Genomic DNA, 20,937 nt, shown 5'->3' with positions numbered 1-20,937 from the left:
ATGCATCCGTTATTAGCTGATCTGGAAATCACCCAGTTCGAGAATTTATACCACGTCGATGATGCACCCATTGCCGACGTACGCCAGCGGATTTTGAGCCGCCTGGGCTGGTTTGCCGTCCTGCTGACGGGGGTCGGTGCCGCGATGGGTTTTGTGATTCAATTTCCGGACATGATTGCCGTGCCGTTCGTGGTCAAATCCGAAGTGGCGGAAGAAATGTACCGGTTTCCTTCGACGATTTACGTGGAAAAAACCTTCGTAAAACCGGGTCAAACCGTGGCCGCCGGAACGCCTTTGCTGGAAGTGAGCGCCCCGGATGTGACCGCGCTGGTGGCCGATTTCTCCGCAGCCAGCACGGCGGTGGGTCAATACGAAAAATACCGGACGGTTTCGGCCGATAAGGAACGCCAAATTATTGAGTTGACGATGGCGCAGATTCGGCAAGACATCCGGCTGAAAGAAACGCAGATCGAAGTGCAAAAAACGAAGTGGGCGTCGGAACTGGTAAAGCTGAAGTTTGAGCAGGAAGACGCGCAGCGGATTTTCAACATCAATCAGGCGTTGTACCGCACCGGCGACATCAGCAAAAACGACCTGAATGCCTACGAAGCGACTTTGCTGCGGGCGCAATCGGCTTACCAGTCGGGGACGCAGAATTTCGGGCAGGAAGAACGGACCTTACGCCAGCAAATCGAAAGCAAACAACTGGAAATGTTAAGCTTAGAAAAACAGTTGACCAAAAAAGATACCGACTTCCGGGGCGAAGGCGCGCAGCTCCGCAGCTCGCTGGATGCCATGCACAAACGCATTGAAGGGCGGTTTGGGAAGTTTGAAATTACGGCCAACAACCATTTGATTCTGAAAGCCGAGCGAGCCGGTACGGTTTCGTTTGTCTTCGACGGCGAGAAGGAAGCCGCAGCTAGTTCGATTGTCCTCAAACTGATTTACAGGGAAGCACCACTGTACGCCTATACGCAGGTGAATTCGTCGCGCATCGGGCAAGTGAAAGTCGGGCAGCCGGTGATTCTGAAACTGGATGCGTTTCCGGTTTACGAATGGGGAACCGTGCGCGGCCGGGTGAGCCAGGTTTCGCTAACGCCCGACGAGAAGGGGCTTTTCAATGTTCAGGTGCAACTCACCGATTATCAGCGACTCGACAAGCGCATCCAAATCGGTATGCAGGGCAATTGCAACATCATTTTCGACGAACGAACGCTGTATGCGTACACGTTCCGCAACTTCAAAAAAGTAGCCACCGAATTCACGGAGTAACTGACAAACCGCCATGAACGCACTGTTGACCGATACCCAAACCCGGATCGAAACGGAACTCCACCATCTTTACGATACCGTTGCGGCCGAACCGGTAACCGAAAACCCGTCGCTGCTGTCGGGGCAGGTCGGCTACGCGATTTTTGAAGCGTATTACCAGCGTCAGTTCGGATTAACCGACAACAGCCGCATCTGGGAACGACTCAGTACGGGCATCGACGCCATCCAATCGGGAGCCGTCGATCACACGTTCGCGGGTGGAATTTCCGGAATTGCCTGGGGTTTTCTGCACCTCCACAACCACGGTTTTCTGGCCGACAGTCAGGATGATCCGCAGGAAATTGTGTCCGCGCTCGACGAACCGCTCTTTCTGCTTTCGATGGATGACCTGAGCAAAGGCCGTTTCGATTATTTACACGCCGGTTTAGGGGCTTGTCTGTATTTCCTGGAACGCCCTCGTACGCCCGAAATCGTCTATTATTTGAAGGAAATCGTCGCCCAACTGGATAAAATAGCCATCAAAAAAAACGACGGATCGATCACCTGGCATTTTCAGAATTTCCACGCTCCAGCCGATGAACCGGTTTCCTACAACCTGGGGTTGTCGCACGGCACGGCCAGCATCGTAGCCATTCTGAGTCTGCTATACCAGAATGGCTACGCCCGGCCGCAATGCGCCCGGCTGGTTGAAGGCGGTTTACAATGGTTGTGGAGCGTCCGCAACACCGATCATCCGGCGGTATTTCCCAGACAAATTCTTGACGATCAAACCCGGGATGAATTCAGCCGGCTGGCGTGGTGTTACGGCGATCCGGGCATCGCGCACACGTTCCAGATGGCGGGTGAAATCTTCGGGAATACCCGTTGGAAACAGATCGCAGAACAGACGATGTTAAAGGCCGCCATCCGTCGCAGCCGCAAGGAAACGCTGGTGTCCGACACAGGTTTCTGCCACGGCTCAAGTGGTCTGGGTCATCTGTTTTCCAAATTTGCCCGGTGGTACCCGAACCCGGTTTTCGACGAAACCGCCCGGTACTGGCTGGATGCCACCTTGAACCAGGCCCTGCCCTCCCCGGAAATTGACGGGTTGTCGTCCGCTACTCCCCTGCCCAATCGCGGAGAACGCTGTTTGCTGGAAGGCGACGCCAGCGTGGGGATGGTTTTGTTGTCACAACTCGGTGCGAATCCGGCCTGGGAGCGGTTTTTGCTGATGCGGTGACTTCTATTGGTTAAGCGGGTAACTGAAAAATAGAAAAACCGGCTACATCATTGATCTTATCCTTTATCTTCGTGGATGAAAACCAGATGAAGGGACAACTACTCAATGATTCAACCCAACCGCTTTCGAACACCACTGCTCATTTCGGGGCTTTTCGCCGTCGCAGTCGTGTCCTGCATGAAAATGAGCCCAACCGGTTCGTCCAAAACCGCCAGCACTCCCCTGGTCGTTCAGGAAGATCCGGCGACCGCCCGCACCCGGGCGAAGGAAATCCGGGACAATACCGCCATCAAGCTGGCCGATGGACTCAAAGTTGACCTGTGGGCGTCGGATTCGCTGGCGCCCGATCCGGTTTCCATGTCCATCGACGACCAGGGACGGGTGTATCTGACCCGAACCAACCGGCAGAAAAACTCCGAGTTCGACATTCGCGGCCACCGCGACTGGATGACGCCGTCCATCGCCCTGCAATCCGTTGAAGAACGGCGGGCGTTTCTGCGGAGCACTTTCGCGCCCGAAAAAAGCAAGGAAAACGAATGGCTGAAAGACCTGAACGGCGACGGTAGCCACGACTGGAAAGACCTGGCCGTTGAAAAAGACGAAGTCTGGCGGCTCGAAGACACCACCGGCGACGGAATTGCCGACAAAGCGACCCGGATTCTGAACGATTTCTTCGAAGAAGTTTCCGACGTAGCCGGCGGTTTGCTGATTCGGGCTGAAGACGCGTTTGTCGCCATTGCCCCGGATTTGTGGCGGTTGAAAGACACCAACGGCGACGGTATGCTGGATCAGAAAACGTCGATCAGCCACGGCTACGGCGTTCACATCGGTTTTGGTGGCCACGGCATGTCGAATCCGATTGAAGGACCAGATGGCAAGATTTACTGGAACATCGGCGACATCGGTGCCAACATCACCACCGCCGAAGGGGTCAACCACAAACGCCCCAACGAGGGAATCATCGCCCGATCCAACCCGGACGGTACTGATTTCGAAGTATTTGCGGGCGGTTTGCGCAACACCCACGAATTTGTTTTTGACGACTACGGCAACCTAATCAGTTCCGACAACGACGGCGATCACCCCGGCGAAAGCGAGCGGCTGGTTCACGTTGTCGAAGGCTCGGATGCGGGCTGGCGGTCCAACTGGCAGTATGGCAAATACACCGATCCGAAGAACAACAGTTACAAGGTCTGGATGGACGAAAAGCTGTATACGCCCCGCTGGGAAGGCCAGGCGGCTTACATCATCCCGCCGATTCAGAATTTCCACAACGGCCCGACCGGCATGGTCTACAACCCCGGCACGGCCCTGGGTTCGGAATGGAAAAACAAATTTTTCCTGGTCGAATTCGTGGGCAATCCCGCCCGGTCGCCCATCTGGTCGTTTGGCCTGAAACCGAAAGGTGCGTCGTTTGTGCTCGATGGCGAGAAGAATATTCTGAACGGGATTCTGCCCACCGGTATTCGGTTCGGCCCCGATGGTGCTTTGTACATCGCCGACTGGATCAACGGCTGGGATGCGAAAAACTACGGACGGGTCTGGAAACTGGATGTAACCGACGACAAAAACGACCTGAAGGCCCTGCGGGCCGAAACGAAACGCCTGATGGTGTTGAATTACGGGACGCAAACGGACGACATGCTGTTGTCGCTGCTGTCGAACCCGGACATGCGCATTCGCCAGAAATCGCAGTTTGAACTCGTCAAACGCGGGGCCAAAGGAGCGGTTGTATTGCAGAAAGCCGTAGCGCAAACCGGCAACCAACTGGCTCGGATTCACGGCATTTGGGGCATCGGGCAACTGGAACGGCAGGACAAATCCTACACGGCCTCCCTCCTTCCGTTGCTGAAAGATGCCGATCTGGAAATCGTGGCCCAAACCGCCAAAGTCCTCGGCGATGCGGCCGCTCCGGAAGCCGGGCCGCTGCTGATTCCTTTGCTGACGAGCCAAAACCCGCGCGTAAAATTCTTCGGGGCTCAGGCACTGGGACGGATCAAGTATCAGCCTGCCGTCGAACCGCTGCTGAATCTGATCAAGGCCAACAACGACGAAGATGTGTATTTGCGTCATGCCGCCGTGCTGGCCCTGTCGCGCATCGGGCAGGTTGAACCGATGGTGGCACTGGCCAACAATCCCAACAAATCCCTGCGCCTGGCCGCAGTTTTGGTGCTGCGCCGGTTAAGCAGCGAAAAAGTTGCGCTGTTTTTGCAGGACAAAGACGAATACATCGCGACGGAAGCGGCCCGCGCCATCAATGACGATTTGTCCATCGAAAAGGCTTTACCGGCACTGGCGGCAACGCTGAAAGAAACCCGGTTTACCTCCGAACCACTCCTGCGCCGGGCCATCAACGCGGCCTTGCGGGTGGGCACCGACGAACAACTGAACACGCTGATTGCCTTTGCCAAACGCAAAGACGTGGACAAGGAACTGCGGGCCGAAGCCCTGGCGACCCTCGGAACCTGGGCCAAACCGTCTCCGCTCGACCGCGTGGACGGACGCTACCGGGGTGTTGTTGAACGCAATCCGGCGACGGTGAAAGCCAAAATCCAGGAACAGGCCGATGTGTTTTTGCAGGAAACCGACCCCACTGTTTTGGTGGCGATTTCGCAGATGGTGAGCAATTTAGGCATTACGGACAAAGCCGCCAGTCTCGCTAAAATCATGGACGAAAGCCAATCCGCCGAGGTTCGGTCAGCCATGCTGACGGCTTTGCACCAGTTGAAATACCCGGCAATGGAGACGGTGATCAGAAAGGGCATGAATGATTCGGACCCCGATGTTCGCACCACGGCCCTGGGTCTGGTAAGCGGCCTGAATCTGTCGACGGAAGCGTTAGCGGACGTTTCAAAAGCGATTTTTGAGAAGGGAACCGTGAAAGAACAACAGCAACTGCTGCGCGTTCTGGGAAGCATGCCCGCGGCAAAAACCGAACCGATCCTGGCCGGTGTCATCGATAAAATGATCAGCAAACAACTGCCGGCCAGCCTGGCGCTGGAACTCGGTGAAGCCGTGGATTCCACCAAATCAGCGGCCCTGATTGCCAAACTGGCTCCGCTGCGGGGAACCGGAACCGGCATTGCGGAATACCAGGATGCGCTGTTTGGCGGAAATGCGCAGGCGGGACGCCGGATTTTCAACACCAACTCCACGGCGCAATGCGTTCGCTGTCACGCCATTGGCGGACAGGGCGGAGCCGTCGGCCCGTCGCTGACGGGCATCGGCGATGTGCTGACGCGGGAGCAGATTCTGCAGGCGCTCATCGAGCCGAGTGCCCGACTGGCCCCCGGTTTTGGCATGGTGTCGCTGACGCTGAAGGATGGACAAACCGTCAGTGGTGTTCTCAACGCCGAAAACGCGCACGAACTCGTCCTGAAAACGTCCGAAGCGGAACCGCTGAAAGTGCCCGTTGCCCGAATCGACAAACGGGAAAACCTTCCCTCCAGCATGCCGCCGATGGGCTACATTTTGTCCAAACGGGAAATCCGCGATGTGGTCGAGTTTCTGGCGACTTTGAAGAAATAACGGAACGGGTCCACACGGTTTTACGGTTTTTTCAGCAAATCGTCGAGCGTGTGGACCTCTCCATTTTTGACGACGCTCACCACATTCCAGGCATCCCGGATGGTGGTAAGCGGATCGCCGGTAACAATCACCAGGTCAGCCAGTTTCCCCGGCTCCAGCGACCCCAGATCTTTGCTTACGCCCACCGCTTCGGCCGCCCAGAGTGTCGCCGAACGCAGGGCTTCGAAGGGCGTCAGACCCGCATCGACAAACGTCTGAAGTTCCGTATGCAGGCTCATCGCGTACGGCACAAACGGGCTGTCGGTTCCCGTTGTAACGTGTGCCCCCGCAGCCACCAGGGCCTTTATCGTGTTTTGCAGGTTCCGAAAATTAGTCAGGTAGCCCGGATTGATTCGGGTGATTTGCGACGCCCCGGCCTGGAGCGAAGTCGTAAACCGTTCCGAATAAAACGCCTTGTACTGCCGGTTTTCGAAGAACGCGGGGTCTTTTCCGGCCATCACGTAAAAACCGCCCTGGAGCGAAGCCGTCGGCGTGATGTTCATGCCCGACTTCGCCAGCAATTGAATGACATCCTGGTAACTCCGGTTCATGCCCGTGATTTTGGGCGAATAGCCCCGCCGACTGGTGCCGCCAATGTGCTCGACAGCATCGACTTCGTAGCTCATGGCCGGATAGATTTCGTGCGACGAAACCGGCATGCCGTGGGCGTGGGCAAAGGCCGTGATGCGCTTCTGCATGGGGTCCGGCATCCGGACGTAGGTTTTGATCAGGTCGAAATTCAGCCGGACGGCGCGGTTCAATTCCAGTTCGAGTTGCGCCCCCGACGCAATGCTGGTGGCTAATCCGTAGTAAATCCGGCTTCCATCGGTGAGACCGCCGGTAAAAAACTGGCGTGGTCCGATGCGCCGACCGCTGGCCCAGGCTTCTTTTCGTTCCAGCGCGTCATACGGATCGGCCCCCGTTTCCCGCAGCGACGTGATCCCGTACGACAGCCACAACCGCCCCTGCGGTTCGCCGTTCATGGCACTCTGGTGGGTGTGCATTTCGAACAAACCCGGAATAACGGTTTTGTCGGACGCATCGATCAGTTTACCCGCCCGACCCGCCTGATGGGGAACAATCGCCTTGATCCGGCTGCCTTCGATCAGAATATCCACATTCTTGCGATACGCAGCCGTGCGTCCGTCAAACACCTGCCCGGCATGGATGACCGTCTGGCCCAGCGGTTTTTTGATTTGCCAGGTAAAGTTCATCGGAATGGTTTCGATGCGTCCGTCGGCCAGAAACACTTGCTTGAGTGTGTCGGTAGCCAGGTAAATGATACGCTGTGAATCGCCGGTCCAACTGGGCGAATCGGCCAGTTCGTTGGTGAGCCGTTTTGCCGGGCCTATAAAATTCCCCAGGGCATCGACGGGACTGACCCACAGCAAACCGTCGAGGATGTAGGCCATGAACTGGCCGTTTGGCGACCAGGCCGGGCCATTTTTCCCCCGCGTCCCCAGCGACCGATCCGAAACGGGCGATACGTGCCGGTCGCTGTTGCCGTCGGCTTTTCCGTCGATGGTGACGAGTAAAATTTCGGTGATGCCTTCGCGGTAGCGCGATGAATAGACATCCAGCGCCGACAAAGTGATGGTTTTGCCCGTTGGTGACCAGCTCGGCTGGCTCGGCACAAAAACCGATTCGTGGTATTTTTCAACCTGCCCGGTTCGAACGTCCACGAGGTTCAAAGTCCCCCGCCCCCAGACGTTGCGCGGGTCGCCCTCATAAAAAGCCAGCCGGCTGCCGTCCGGCGACCAGGTGGGAAAGTTCAGGTCGTCGGGCAAATCCACCAGCCGACGGTCTTCACCGGTTTTCAGGTCGCGCACCCAGAGATCCATGTTGCCCTGCCGGTCGGACGTAAAAGCCAGTTTCGTTCCGTCGGGAGACCAGGCCGGATCGGCTTCGAGATAGACATCGCTGGTCAAGGCTTTGGGCTGCGGAACGCCATTCGTCAACAGCCACAAATCACCCAGGGCGGCAAAAACGATCTGTTTGCCATCGGGCGAAACCGTCGGTCCTTTGATTCCCCGAACGGGTTGCGGAGCGGGCTGGTCAAAATCGTAACGTTTACGCTGGTACGTTGTGCGGGCCAGCGAAACCGTCGCCTGAAAGGCAATCTCCCTGGCCGGGGCTTGTTTCAGGCTTTGCTTTTTCAGTTTGCCGTCGGCGGTGTAGAGGTAGTCAGTCGCAGAAGCCCAGCTAATGCGGAACGGGAACACGTCTTCGGTGGGCGGAGTCAGAATCTGGCTGTTGCCCGTTGCCACACTCACCACGGCCAGACCGCTCTGGTTTTTGGTCAGGATGTTATAAAAAACCTGCGAGCCGTCGGGTTGCCAGGCGGGGGCGGCCAGTTTGGCCAAACTGGTCGTCAGCAGGTGTTCTTTGCCCGTATCATCGATCCGGTAAAGTCCCGGCGAATCCGTTCGTTCGGAGACAAAAGCCACTTGTCGGCCGTCGGGCGAAAAAGCCGGGTTGTAGTCATTGGCCGGGTTGCGGGTGAGTTGGGTCAACGCTCCGGTTTCGAGGGCCAGTTGCCAGATGTCGTAATTGCCGCTTCGGTCGGACGAAAACACGAGGTGTTTGCCATCGGGCGACCAATGCGGTTCCCGGTCGTCGAACACCCCGAAGGTCAACTGTTTTTTACCCGAACCATCTTTGTTCACCATCCAGAGGTGGTAGATGCCATCCCAGAAAGCGTGAAACACAATCCAGTTTCCATCCGGCGACCAGGCGGGTTGGCGGCAATCGCCCAGGGCATCGGTAACGGGCCGCGCCGTGCCTCCGGCAGCGGGCAAAACCCAGATCGTTCCCTGTAGATCGATGGCGATGGTTTTCTGATCGGGCGAAAGCACGGTGGCCATGTTGGTGCCTTCGGTCACCGTAATTTTCAGCGAATCGGCTGCGGTTCCGGCCCGGACAGCGGGCATTGAAAAAGCACTCACCACCAGCAATAGCCAGACAGAGCGCCTGCATAAGTAGGTATTCTTCATAAGCAAAAACGAAAAAAAGGAGTATGCCCGTTGACCGGACGAACAGGAACAAGCGTATTTCAGTATACAGAAAAGTCGGTAAAATTCAAGCTGGAACGACGGAAGAAAATAGTGCGGGCAACACGCCGATAGATGAGTAATGCCTTCATCGTCAGATTAATATTAGCGCAATAAATCCATACTTGATAGCGGTTTCTGGATAAAGTTTGAAAAATATATTTTGAACGATAAAAAATTATATTTTGAATAATGAAATATAAAACATACAATATTTTGAATAATACGATATTTTATTGAATTATAAATAGTATTCTAACAAAAATAACAAATTATCTACCGAACCCTATTGACACTTTAAAACTTGCTTCTATATTTGAGTCATCATTACGGAATAGTACAATCCGGTTCTTACCCCATCTGCTTGATTCTGGCCGCACTTGAAGAGAGCAAGTATCGAATTCTCAGTCATACAATACAAAGAATTTTCTCCGGTAGACGCACCCGTCCACCGGTGGTAAACGTTTGGAACTGATTTCGCCCATTCACCCCGTGCGAGTGGAAGCGAACGATCGATCAATACACCACACACCATCTAGAGGCCTTTGCTGGTTGCCGCGACCAGTCTGGGAAAGCTATTGTCTTTCAAAACCACCGGAATACCCCTGTTGCCCTATCCAGGAATAAAAACCAGTTCAACTTTAACTCCTTTCCAACGATGAAAAAAGTACCTTTACTCTGTGTATTGCTTTTTATCTCGTGCCTCTCGAGTCCGCTCTGGGCTCAAACCCGGATTATAAAAGGCGTCGTTACCTCCGGTGAAGACAGTTCCCCGCTTCCCGGCGTCAACGTGGTGCTCAAAGGAACCACCACCGGGGTTTCGACCAACCCCGAAGGAGCCTATTCCTTCGCCATTCCGACCAATCTGGACAAAGATGCCGCGCTGGTTTTCTCGTTCATCGGCATGGTTACGCAGGAAGTCCCGATTGGCAACCAGAGCCTCATCTCAGTCGCCCTCAAACACGAAGCACTTTCGCTCAGCGAGGTGGTGGTCAGCGCGTTAGGCTTTAAAGAAAACGCCGACAAACTCGGAGCTACGGCCGCCAAAATCGATGCGAAAGACATTGTCCGTTCCGGCGAAACCGGGGTGATCAACAGCATGGCCGGCAAAGCCGCCGGGGTGCAGGTGACCCGCTCCGCCGGGGATCCGGGCGCGGGTTCCTACATCCAGATTCGGGGGCAGAACACCATTACCGGCTCCACCCAGCCGCTGGTTATTGTCGATGGAATCCCGGTCAGCAACTCTACCCTCGGCGACGGCGTGGCCGGTGTTTCCCAGCAATCCCGCCTGAACGACATCAACCCCGACGACATTGCCTCCATGCAGGTTCTGAAGGGCGCGTCTGCTGCGGCACTCTGGGGATCGCGGGCGGCAAACGGCGTGATTGTCATCACGACCAAAAAAGGAGCCAACAGCAACAAGGTCAATGTGTCGCTCAGTTCGACGGTTTCGTTCGACGAGCCGAACCGCTTGCACCCGATGCAGAGCACGTATGGACAGGGCGCGGGTGGCGTCTACAGCCCGACGGGATCGTTTACCTGGGGCGACCGGATTGCCGACCGGTCGGGAGCCGCCGACGAACTGAATATGACCGGCCAACGGTTTGAAGCGGAAAATGGAGTAACCTATTATCCAATTCTCAAAAAAAACGCGAAGGAAACGTTCAACGACATCCGGAAAGATCAGGTGTTCCGGACGGGAACCTACCTCGATAACAACGTGAACATCAGCGGGGGAAACGACAAAGGAAATTTCTACCTGAGCATCGGCGATCTGCGTCAGAAAGGCATTCTGAACGGCCAAAGTGACTACAAGCGGACGTCGGTTCGGTTCAACACCGAACGGCGGTTCAACGACGTCATCAAAGCCACCACCAACGCTACCTACGCCCGAACGACCTCCAACCGGGTGCAGCGCAGCAACAGCGTCGCCGGGCTGTATATCGGGATGCTCCGGACTCCGCCCGACTACGATAACCGGGGGTACAAGGGGAATTATTACGCGTCGCCAACGGCCAGCCCGATTCCGAACCGGCAACGTTCCTTCCGAAACTACCTCGGCGCGTCGGCCAACCCCGTCTACAACGATCCATTGTGGGCCATCAACGAAATGACCAATACCACGGAAGTAGACCGGTTTATTCTGAGTTCCGAACTCCTGATTACGCCGGCCAAATGGTTCGACATCACCGCCCGGGGCGGTCTGGATAGTTACACGGATTTGCGGATTACCAACTCACCGGTGTCTTCCGCCGTAAACAGCGGTTTGGGGAGTTTCGAGGAACAGATGCTCAAGGAAACCGAGATGAACCTGGATGTGATTGGCCGGGTTTTCAAGGATTTTGGCAAGAACATCACCAGCACGCTGATCGTCGGTTTCAACATCAACGACCGGAAATACCTGAGCCTGGGCGGCACGCTGAACACCTTCATCATTCCGGACGCTCCCGCAAACTTCAGCAATGCTTTGGCCGCTAACCGGGTTCCGTACAACACCTCGACCCACCGCCGAACCGCCCGTCTGTATTCATCCCTGAACCTGGGTTTTTATGACCAGGTATTTTTGAACATGTCGGTGGCTGGTGAAGCCGGTTCTACGTTCGGAAGCGAGTCGCAATCGACCTTCTATTATCCGTCGGCCGACGTGGCCTGGCAGTTTACCAAGCTGCCGTTGCTGGCAGGTAACAACGTCCTGTCGTTCGGTAAACTGCGGGCATCCTACGGAACGGTGGGGGTTCAGCCGGATGCCTACCGGAACACCACTACGTTTGTGAATGCCTCCTTCGGGAGCTGGGGCGGCCCCGTCAGCGGCACCGGCTACGGCACCGGGGCTTTTGTTCGCAGCAACCGGCAGGGCGATCCCAACCTGCGTCCCGAACGGAAAACCGAGTGGGAACTGGGCACCGACCTGCGCTTTCTGAACGACAAACTTTCCGTCGGTTTCACGTATTACCAGAACAAGATTGTCGACCTGCTGCTGGATGTGGCCGCAGCCGGTTCCACCGGTTTTACGCAGAAATACACCAACGCCGGGAGCATGCAGAACAAGGGTCTGGAACTGGAACTGAACTACAACATCCTGAACCGCAACGCGTTTAGCTGGAATGTATTTGCCAACTGGAGCCGCAACATCAACGAGGTGATCGATCTGGCCGGTACCGACAACATCACCCTGGGTGGTTTCAGCAGTACCTCCAGTACGGTGGCCAAAGTGGGTTATGCAATGTCGTCGCTGTATGGCGGGGTCTATCAACGGACGGAAAACGGCTCGCTGGCCCTCAACGCCAACGGTTTTCCGCAGATCGCATCGTCGTTCGGCGTTCTCGGCAATCCCAATCCCGACTGGCGCGGAGGATTTGGTACCAACCTGGCCTACAAAGGCGTTTCCCTGAATGTGCTTTTCGAAACCTCACAGGGCGGTGATTTCTACAACGGAACGCGTGGGGTGATGTACCATTTCGGTACCCACGAAGACGTGGGAACGGATGTGACGCTGACCCAGGATCTGAAAAATTATTCAGGGAAAGTGGTAGCCGCTGGAACAACGGTTCGGGGGAAAATTCAGGATTTCGGAGCCGGGCCGGTGTTGCTCGATGAAGCCTACTACACCTCCATTGGCGGTGGCTTCAGCACACTGGTCGAGCAGTTCATCAGCGACGGGAGTTGGACACGGCTACGGGAAGTTTCACTGGGCTACTCGCTCCATTCGGCCAAATTCCGGCAGAAAACCCGGCTGCAATCCATCGACTTTACGGTCACGGGCCGCAACCCGGTTTTGTGGACGAAGGTGGTGGGAATCGACCCCGAAACCGGCCTGAACGGAACGGGCAACTCGCGGGGGCAGGACTACTTCAACAGCCCCAACACGCGCTCGCTGCTGTTCAGCGTGAAAATCAATTACTGATCGTCCGTGATTTCCTTACGCAGTTTTCTACTTTCATTCATCTCAATTCGAAAGAAAATGAAGCGAATTTATAAACCGTTTTCCGTTTTTGCCTTTCTGTTCAGCCTCCAGTTCGTCTCCTGCAAATCGATTGTCGACGGGCTGAACGTCGACCCCAACAACCCGACCAGCGCGCCCGCCACGCTGGTATTCACCGGTGCCCAACTGGGTAACATTGCCACCCAGGAAGGCATGGCCAGCCGCCTGACCACCATCTGGAGCGGCTACACCACCGGCGCCGACCGCCAGTGGCGGGATTACTTCAACTACAACGTAACCGCCGGGGTCTACGATTCCGACTGGAACCTCGTCTTTCAGGCCACCAACGCCAACGCCCTCATTGCCATTGAGAAAGCCGCCGAACTGGGCAACCGGAAGATGATCGGGATTGCCAAGATTCTGCGCGCCAACGCCCTGGCCACGGGCACCGAACTGTGGGGGGACATTCCGTTCGACGAAGCCGGCGACATTGTCAAATTCCCCAACCCCAGATTCCAGGCTCAGGCCGAGGTCTACACCAAGTTGATTGCGCTGGTCGACGAAGCCATTGCCGACCTGGATGCCGGCATCGGAACGGTGGGGGCCGAGGATGTTCACTTTGGCGGAGACGCCACCAAATGGAAGCAGGTCGCCTTTACGCTCAAAGCCCGGCTGCTCACGGATACGAAGCAATACGATGCGGCCTACACGGCAGCCCTGAGCGGCATCAGCGCCTTTGCCAACTCGCTGTATGCTCCCCACGGAACCACAACGAGCGTGAACGAAAACCACTATTTTTCCTTTCTGACCAACCAGCGTCTCGGGGATATTTACGCCGTCGGTGCCTACAATGTGAGCCTCATGAATCCGACCAGTGCCGCTTACCGGGGCAATGCCAAAACCGTTGAAACCGCCCGGTTCCGGTTTTATTACCTGGAAAACGGCGTCAACACCCCTGGACGGATCGAACCCAACACGTCCAGCACGGCAACCGCCAGCGGTTTTTTTGCCCGGAGTGCCAGTTTTCCGATGATTACGTTCCAGGAAAATAGTCTGACGCTGGCCGAAATGGCGCTGCGTTCCGGGAAAGGCTTTGCGGTGGCCCTCGATCACCTGAACAAATACCGGGCTTTTCTGAACACGGGCGGTTACATCAACTCCACCTACCTAACGGCCGGAACCTTCAAATACGAACCGTACGTAGCGGCTGATTTTGCTGCGGGTGGCCTTGAAAACAAAGACGGCATTTCGGCCGACAACGCCCTGCTCCGGGAGATATTGCAGGAACGTTACGTCTCGTTTTACGGTCAGCACATCGGCTGGAACGACGAACGCCGGACCCGCAGCGAAGCGTATGGCATCAAGCTGACGCCCAATAACGGCACCCAGCTACCGGGGCGGTTTATCTATTCGCAGAACGAACTGAACTCGAACCCCAACAGCCCGAATCCGGTTCCGGGCACGTTCGATGCCCTGTCCATTTACAAGTAATCGACCCTCCTTTTTTATCCTATCCTTACGAAAATGAATAAACCAATTCTAACACTCGCTTTCGCCGTTCTGCTGAGTGTTCCGGCCGTTCTGGCCCAACCGATTCCGACGGCGGCCCTGAAACAGATGAAAGCCCGCAGCGTTGGCCCCGCCGTGATGGGTGGGCGAATTACGGCCATCGACGCCCACGTCAGCAATCCCGATCTGATCTACGTCGGCGCGGCTTCCGGGGGCGTCTGGAAAAGCGAAAATGCCGGCGGCACCTGGACCCCGGTTTTTGACGACCAGCCCACCCTGAACATCGGCTCCGTGGCCATTCAGCAAAGCAATCCCAACGTGGTGTGGGTCGGCACGGGCGAAGGCAACCCCCGCAATTCCGTCAACATGGGGGGCGGTATTTTCAAAAGCATCGACGGGGGGCTGACCTGGAAAGCGATGGGGCTCGAAAAAACCATCAACATCCACCGGATCATCATCGACCCCATGAACCCGGACGTCGTGTATGCGGGCGTCATCGGTTTTCCGTTTGGCGAACATCCGGAGCGCGGGGTCTTTAAAACCACCAATGGTGGTCAGACCTGGGAAAAGATTCTGTATACGAACGAAAAATCCGGCGTGGCCGAAATGGTGATGGACCCCGCCAACCCGAGCAAACTGGTGGTCGCCATGTGGCAACACCGCCGAACGCCCTGGGATTTTACGTCCGGTGGCCCCGGTTCGGGTTTGTACATTACCTACGACGGCGGCAAAACCTGGAAGAAAAAAGGCGAAGCCGACGGACTGCCCAAAGGCGATTTCGGTCGGCTGGGCCTGGCCATCAGCCGGAGTTCGCCGAACAAAATCTACGCACTGGTTGAAGCCAAAAAGAACGGCCTGTACCGCTCCGACGATGGCGGTGAAAAGTGGACACTCGTGACCGACGATCCCGCCGTTGCTACCGATCGCCCGTTTTACTACAATGAGATTTACGTGGACCCGAAGGTGGAAACCCGGCTCTACAAACTCAGCGCACCGCTCTCGGTGAGTGAAGACGGCGGCAAATCGTTCAAACCGCTGGCCACGCCCGATCAGGTTCACTCCGATCACCACGCATTCTGGATTCATCCCGAAAACCCCAACCTGATCATCGAAGGCAACGACGGCGGTTTGGCCATCAGCCGCGACCACGGCAAATCCTGGACGAATCCTGAAGCCATTCCCGCCGGTCAGTTTTACCACGTCAACGTCGACAATGAAATTCCGTACAACATTTACGGCGGTTTGCAGGACAACGGTTCCTGGACCGGCCCAGCCTACACGTTTCATACCGGCGGCATTCGAAATAGCCACTGGCAGGCGCTCATTCTGGCGGACGGCTTCGACGTGATTCCCGACCCCGAAGATTCCCGGTACGGCTACGCCATGTCGCAGGGCGGCAACATCGTTCGCTACGACAAAGTAACCGGTGGTGCCGCCTTCGTGAAACCGATCATTGGCGATATGAACACGCGGTTGCGGTTTAACTGGAATACCGGTTTTGCGCTGGACCCGTTCGACAAAAAGACGATTTATGCAGGGAGCCAGTTTCTGCACAAGTCGACGGATAAAGGCATGACCTGGGAAACCGTCTCACCCGACCTGACGCTCAACGATCCGGCGCACCAGAAGCAGGACGACAGCGGTGGGCTGACCATCGATGCCACCCAGGCCGAAAACCACAACACGGTGTTGACCATTGCGCCCAGCACCCTCCAGCAGGGCGTGATCTGGGTGGGAACGGACGATGGCAACGTGCAACTGACCCGCGACGGTGGCAAGACCTGGAATAACCTCAGCAGCCGGATTCCCGGTTTGCCGAAAGAAGCCTGGATTCCGCAGATTACGGCTTCGCGTCACAAAGCCGGGGAAGCGTTTGTGGTCGCCAACCTCTACCGCATGGGCAGCGACCTGGCTCCCTACATTTACCGGACCACGGACTTCGGCCAGACCTGGACCCGCATCATGAGCGAGAAAGAGGCCAAAGGGTACGCCCTCTGTTTTTTGCAGGACCCGACCGAACCCCGGCTGATGTTTGCCGGAACGGAACACGGGTTGTGGGTCAGCATCGACGAGGGAAAAACCTGGGCGCAGTGGGACAACGGGATGCCCGCAGCCACGCCAACGATGGATCTGGCGATTCAGGAACGGGAAGCCGATCTGGTGATCGGAACGTTCGGGCGTTCGCTGTATGTGCTCGACAACATTCGTCCCCTGCGAAAACTGGCCGCCACGGGAGGAAAAATACTGGAACAACCGCTGGTTGCGTTTGAACCTTCACCGGCCTATCAGGCGACCTACCGGGGTCCGCAAGGCTACGGAAAAGACGCCGAAGACCTGTATCAGGCCACAAACCGCCCCGCCGGAGCCATGCTGGATCTGTACCTGAAACCCAAAACCGCCAGCGCCAAAGTTGCGGAGCCGGTGGAAACGGCGAAAAAGTCTAAAAAACCGGCGGCTGTGACCGTTCAGGCGACGGCACCTGCTCCGGTTCTGGCCAGCGTTCCGAAAACCGACTCGATCGTGGTAAACTTCTACAACGAAGCCAACAAGCTGGTTCGGACGCTCAAACAGGCACCGGACACGACGCTGGGTCTGCAACGCATCGGCTGGAATCTGACCGAAACCGCCGTCAACATGCCAAGCATGCCGGGACCCCGGCGAGGGGGCGGAGCATCGGGCGGCAGTCCGGCATTGCCGGGTCGCTACAAGGTGGTTTTTGCGTATGCGGGGGCTAAAGATTCGACGCTCCTGACCATCAACCCCGACCCGCGTGTGACCTACAACAAGGAAGCCGCGCTAGCCCGGCAGGGATTGCAAAACCGGCTGAACAAAACGATTGCGCAGTTGACGGAAATCACCAACCGGATTCAGGAAGCAACCGACGCAACCGAAGCCGTAAAGTCGCGGCTGAAACAGAAGAAAGGCAAGGAGTTTGACGAACTGCGCAAAGCGACGCTCTCGATTCAGGATTCGCTGAAAACCGCCCGGGAAGGCATTGTGGGCAAACGAAGCGACCGGCAGGGCTTCGGTCGGGTGTATATGGTGACCCCGGTTTTGAAGATTCAGGAAGCCAGTTCATACATCAGCCGCCGAACCGATCCACCAACGAAAACGGAAACCCTGCTGGTGGATCAGGCCGAGCTGCTCAGCAACGAGACCATCACGAAAGTGAACGCGTTCTTCAGCAAGCAGTGGGCCGACTACTACAAAAAAGTGCAGGCAACACCCCTGGAGTTCATCAAGGAATACCCGCCCATCGCCGGTACGCCCGAGTAAAAAACCGTACGACATTTAGACCCTGTCCCCCGATGAACCCGCTTCGTCGGGGGACTTTTTTTAACGTCGACCCTCTTTTCTTCCGGTTGTATCCGTAATTTTACCCCCTGGCCGCTTGCTACGCGCCAGTTTATACAACCCGGTACATGGATATTTTTAACCACGTTTTTGACCCGTCTACGGGTGCTCCGGCCCAGTGGGCCTATCAGGATTTTGAGGAGTGTACGTTCCAAAATCTCACCCTTTCCAAAGCCGTCCTTTCCCATGCCAATCTGGTCAACTGCCGGTTTGAAAACTGCACGCTGGATGCGGCCGTGCTGAAAGATACCAAGCTCAATGAGGTCCGGTTTGTGCAGTGCAAACTCATCGGCGTTAACTTTGAGCATTGCAATCCGTTTGCTTTCGCGGTAGGTTTTCAGGAATGTAACCTCGATCAGACCTACTTTTTCAACCGCAACCTAAAAAAAACGAAGTTTGTAACCTGTGGATTGAAAGGGGCCAGTTTTATCAATTGCGAATTAAACGGGGCGGTTTTCAAAGACTGCAACCTGGAGTCGGCGGTGTTTGTGAACAACACGCTGACGCAGGTCGATTTTTCGACGTCCTACAACCTGGTTCTGGACCCGGAGCAGAACAAGCTGAAAAAGGCAAAATTTTCGCTCCACAGCCTGCCGGGTTTGCTGACCAAATACGATCTGGTCATTACGTAGGCAGCCGCAGCCGGTCTAACTTCGATCAAGCAGAAAACACCATGCTGTCTTTTCGACACGAACTCTTTATGGAAGTGGCCCGGCTGCTGAGCTTCACCAAAGCCAGCCAGACGTTGTTCATCAGCCAATCGGCCCTGAGCAAACACGTCAAGACGCTGGAGTTTTTTTATAAAATTGCCCTCTTCGAGCGGCACGGCAACACCATCAGTCTGACCCGTGCGGGCCAGATTCTGTACGGTAAACTATTGGAAGCGGGGGCCTTGCAAAACGAACTGCACCAGGAACTCCAGCTTGTCAACGAAAATTTCCAGCCGCCCACCACGCTCGCCATCGGCGCCAGCACCACCATCACCCTGTACGTGCTGCCCCCGGTTTTGTCGGCCTATCTACGAAAACATCCTGCGATTCAGATCAATGTCCTGAACCGCAATTCGGATAACATCCAGAAGGCCCTCCTCGAACACGAGATCGACGTGGGCATCGTGGAAAGTCTGACCCGCGTGACCACGCTGACGTACGTTCCCTTTATGACCGATGAAGTGCTGGCGGTTTGCTCCCGAAAAAGTCCGCTGCGCGAACGAACCCTCACCGTTCAGGACCTGCCCGCCATTCCGCTGGCGTTGCGCGAAAGCGGTTCGGGCACGTTGGCTGTGGTGGAAAAAGCGTTGGGCCGGAAAGGAATCCGGCTGTCGGACCTGCGCATTCTGATTCGGCTGGGCGGGACGGAAGCGCTGAAAAACTTCGTGCTGGCCGACACCTGCCTGGCCTTCATGCCCAAACGGGCGATTGTCCGGGAACTGGCGGTGGGTGACCTGGTTGAAGTTCCGATCCGCGATCTGACGGTTCAGCGGACGTTTCATTTCATTCAGCGGAAAGGTACCGAAAACAACCGGCTCGTAAACGAGTTTATTCGTTTTACGCAACGCCATTATTCCCCGGTGGAATAACCCATCTCAAAACGTCGTTTGCTTCATCCGGGACCGGCTTTCAACTTGCAGAAAAGTTAGCCCATCATGCAAACCGTCACCACTTCATCGCTTCTCCATCACCTGCAGTGTTCACATTGCGGCCATTCCTTTGATCCGTTGCCGGGCCAAACCCTGTCTGTTTGTTGTCAGGCCCCTCTCCTGTGTTGTTATGATCTGGATGAACACCGCTTTTCGAAAAGGGAGTTATCAGCCGGCCCCCAATCCCTCTGGCGGTATGAAAAACTGTTACCGGTTTTTCAGGAACAAAACCGGATTAGTTTGGGCGAAGGGTGGACGCCCCTGTTGCCGCTCCCCCGTCTGGCGTCCGACTACGGCTTACAACATCTGACGCTGAAAGACGAGGGCCTGAACCCTACGGGTTCGTTCAAAGCGCGGGGGTTGTGTCTCGCCATTTCGAAGGCAAAGGAAAACGGCGAAGAAGCCTGCATCATTCCGACGGCGGGCAATGCGGGTGTTGCGATGGCGGCCTACTGCGCCCGGGCGGGGCTGGAAGCGGTGGTGGTGATGCCGCGCCACACACCCGACGCCTTCAAGGAGGAGTGTCTGGCCTATCACGCGCGGCTGATTCTGGTCGATGGACTGATCAACGACTGTGCCGCTAAAGTGCAGGCATTGAACCAGAAAAGTGGTTATTTCGACGTTTCGACCCTGAAAGAACCGTATCGGCTGGAAGGAAAAAAAACGATGGGCTATGAAATTGCCGAGCAGTTGACCTGGCAATTGCCGGACGTCATCCTGTATCCGACGGGCGGAGGAACCGGTCTGATCGGCATCTGGAAGGCTTTTCACGAAATGAAGGCGCTGGGCTGGCTCTCCGAACACCAGCGGTTTCCGCGGATGGTAGCGGTTCAGGCCGAAAACTGCCGCCCGGTTGTCGATACGTTTCATGGCAAACAGGCGAATAGCAAACAATACGTCGGAAAACCGACACTGGCAAACGGCCTGGCCGTACCGCGTCCGATTGGCGAGCCACTGATGCTGACGGTTTTACGGGAATCCGGCGGAACGGCCCTGGCGGTTTCGGAGGACGACATGATTGAAGGCGTGAGCGAACTGAGTCGCCGGGAAGGCATTTTTGCGGCTCCCGAAGGTGGAGCGCTCTGGGCCGCCACGAAGCAATTGCTTCGGCAAGGCTGGATTCGCCCGGCGGAGCAGGTGCTGTTGCTGAACACCGGCTCGGGGCAGAAATACCTGGATAATCTGAAAGGGAAATGGCGGTCGTAAGGCGATAGTAATTGGTAAATTTTAAATGTAAAATCAGTACTGTACGAAGGATTTAAAATGATTGGTAAACCATTTTTCCTTCCCTTTTTTGGTCACGATTTTTGCAAACGCTTGTCGATGCTAACGCAAATGAGGGGTGGTTGGCCGCGTAGCGGACGGATGTTTGTAGCCACAGTGTGCCATCAAGAAAGCCCGCGTG

Annotated in this window: 10 protein-coding genes; 9 read left to right on the top strand and 1 reads right to left on the bottom strand. The window is 56.1% G+C overall.

All coding sequences use genetic code 11. The features are described from left to right. The 3 genes from DUE52_RS31435 to DUE52_RS31425 all read left to right on the top strand — a co-directional run bounded on the left by DUE52_RS31435 (position 1) and on the right by DUE52_RS31425 (position 6,019). The gene (locus tag DUE52_RS31435; protein ID WP_114410113.1) at positions 1 to 1,272 is read left to right on the top strand and encodes an HlyD family secretion protein; all 1,272 of its coding nucleotides are present in this window, start codon (positions 1 to 3) and stop codon (positions 1,270 to 1,272) included. 13 nt (positions 1,273 to 1,285) lie between these two features. After that, entirely contained in the window at positions 1,286 to 2,491 is a 1,206-nt protein-coding gene (locus DUE52_RS31430; RefSeq protein WP_114410112.1) for a lanthionine synthetase C family protein, read from the top strand. A gap of 105 nt (positions 2,492 to 2,596) precedes the next feature. After that, positions 2,597 to 6,019: a DUF7133 domain-containing protein gene (locus tag DUE52_RS31425; RefSeq protein WP_114410111.1), complete on the top strand. Its 3,423-nt coding sequence runs from the start codon at positions 2,597 to 2,599 to the stop codon at positions 6,017 to 6,019. 20 nt (positions 6,020 to 6,039) lie between these two features. Here DUE52_RS31425 and DUE52_RS31420 read toward each other — a convergent pair whose 3' ends face one another. Beyond that, entirely contained in the window at positions 6,040 to 9,051 is a 3,012-nt protein-coding gene (locus DUE52_RS31420) for an amidohydrolase family protein (RefSeq protein WP_114410110.1), read from the bottom strand. Positions 9,052 to 9,766: 715 nt separating this feature from the next. On the opposite strand from DUE52_RS31420, the gene DUE52_RS31415 reads away from it, so the two are divergent. From DUE52_RS31415 to DUE52_RS31390, 6 genes are all read left to right on the top strand, one after another. Continuing rightward, entirely contained in the window at positions 9,767 to 13,012 is a 3,246-nt protein-coding gene (locus DUE52_RS31415) for a SusC/RagA family TonB-linked outer membrane protein (RefSeq protein WP_114410109.1), read from the top strand. Positions 13,013 to 13,069: 57 nt separating this feature from the next. After that, on the top strand, positions 13,070 to 14,521 hold the full coding sequence (locus DUE52_RS31410) for a SusD/RagB family nutrient-binding outer membrane lipoprotein (protein WP_114410108.1): 1,452 nt from the start codon (positions 13,070 to 13,072) through the stop codon (positions 14,519 to 14,521). Between the two features lie 33 nt (positions 14,522 to 14,554). Beyond that, positions 14,555 to 17,815, top strand: coding sequence for a WD40/YVTN/BNR-like repeat-containing protein (locus tag DUE52_RS31405; protein WP_114410107.1), 3,261 nt, complete (start codon positions 14,555 to 14,557; stop codon positions 17,813 to 17,815). A gap of 146 nt (positions 17,816 to 17,961) precedes the next feature. Then, positions 17,962 to 18,525 (top strand): pentapeptide repeat-containing protein, encoded by a 564-nt coding sequence (locus tag DUE52_RS31400; RefSeq protein ID WP_114410106.1) that lies wholly within the window; start codon positions 17,962 to 17,964, stop codon positions 18,523 to 18,525. A 41-nt stretch (positions 18,526 to 18,566) separates the two neighbouring features. Continuing rightward, complete coding sequence (locus DUE52_RS31395; protein ID WP_114410105.1) at positions 18,567 to 19,472, top strand: LysR substrate-binding domain-containing protein; 906 nt, start codon at positions 18,567 to 18,569, stop codon at positions 19,470 to 19,472. A gap of 66 nt (positions 19,473 to 19,538) precedes the next feature. After that, positions 19,539 to 20,738 carry a threonine synthase gene (locus DUE52_RS31390; protein WP_114410104.1) on the top strand — a complete coding sequence of 400 codons (1,200 nt, stop codon included), beginning with the start codon at positions 19,539 to 19,541 and terminating at the stop codon, positions 20,736 to 20,738. The last annotated feature ends 199 nt before the right edge of the window (positions 20,739 to 20,937 follow it).

This window comes from Larkinella punicea, assembly GCF_003334855.1.
In the GTDB taxonomy this organism is placed as follows: Bacteria; Bacteroidota; Bacteroidia; order Cytophagales; family Spirosomataceae; genus Larkinella; species Larkinella punicea.
This window is presented reverse-complemented; position numbering and strand designations above follow the sequence as displayed.

Bases quoted from the DNA above. Each gene is read 5' to 3' on its own strand.
- DUE52_RS31415 (WP_114410109.1), top strand. From the start codon at position 9,767: ATGAAAAAAGTACCTTTACTCTGTGTATTGCTTTTTATCTCGTGCCTC.
- DUE52_RS31400 (WP_114410106.1), top strand. From the start codon at position 17,962: ATGGATATTTTTAACCACGTTTTTGACCCGTCTACGGGTGCTCCGGCC.
- DUE52_RS31405 (WP_114410107.1), top strand. From the start codon at position 14,555: ATGAATAAACCAATTCTAACACTCGCTTTCGCCGTTCTGCTGAGTGTT.
- DUE52_RS31435 (WP_114410113.1), top strand. From the start codon at position 1: ATGCATCCGTTATTAGCTGATCTGGAAATCACCCAGTTCGAGAATTTA.
- DUE52_RS31430 (WP_114410112.1), top strand. From the start codon at position 1,286: ATGAACGCACTGTTGACCGATACCCAAACCCGGATCGAAACGGAACTC.
- DUE52_RS31425 (WP_114410111.1), top strand. From the start codon at position 2,597: ATGATTCAACCCAACCGCTTTCGAACACCACTGCTCATTTCGGGGCTT.
- DUE52_RS31395 (WP_114410105.1), top strand. From the start codon at position 18,567: ATGCTGTCTTTTCGACACGAACTCTTTATGGAAGTGGCCCGGCTGCTG.
- DUE52_RS31390 (WP_114410104.1), top strand. From the start codon at position 19,539: ATGCAAACCGTCACCACTTCATCGCTTCTCCATCACCTGCAGTGTTCA.
- DUE52_RS31410 (WP_114410108.1), top strand. From the start codon at position 13,070: ATGAAGCGAATTTATAAACCGTTTTCCGTTTTTGCCTTTCTGTTCAGC.
- DUE52_RS31420 (WP_114410110.1), bottom strand. From the start codon at position 9,051: ATGAAGAATACCTACTTATGCAGGCGCTCTGTCTGGCTATTGCTGGTG.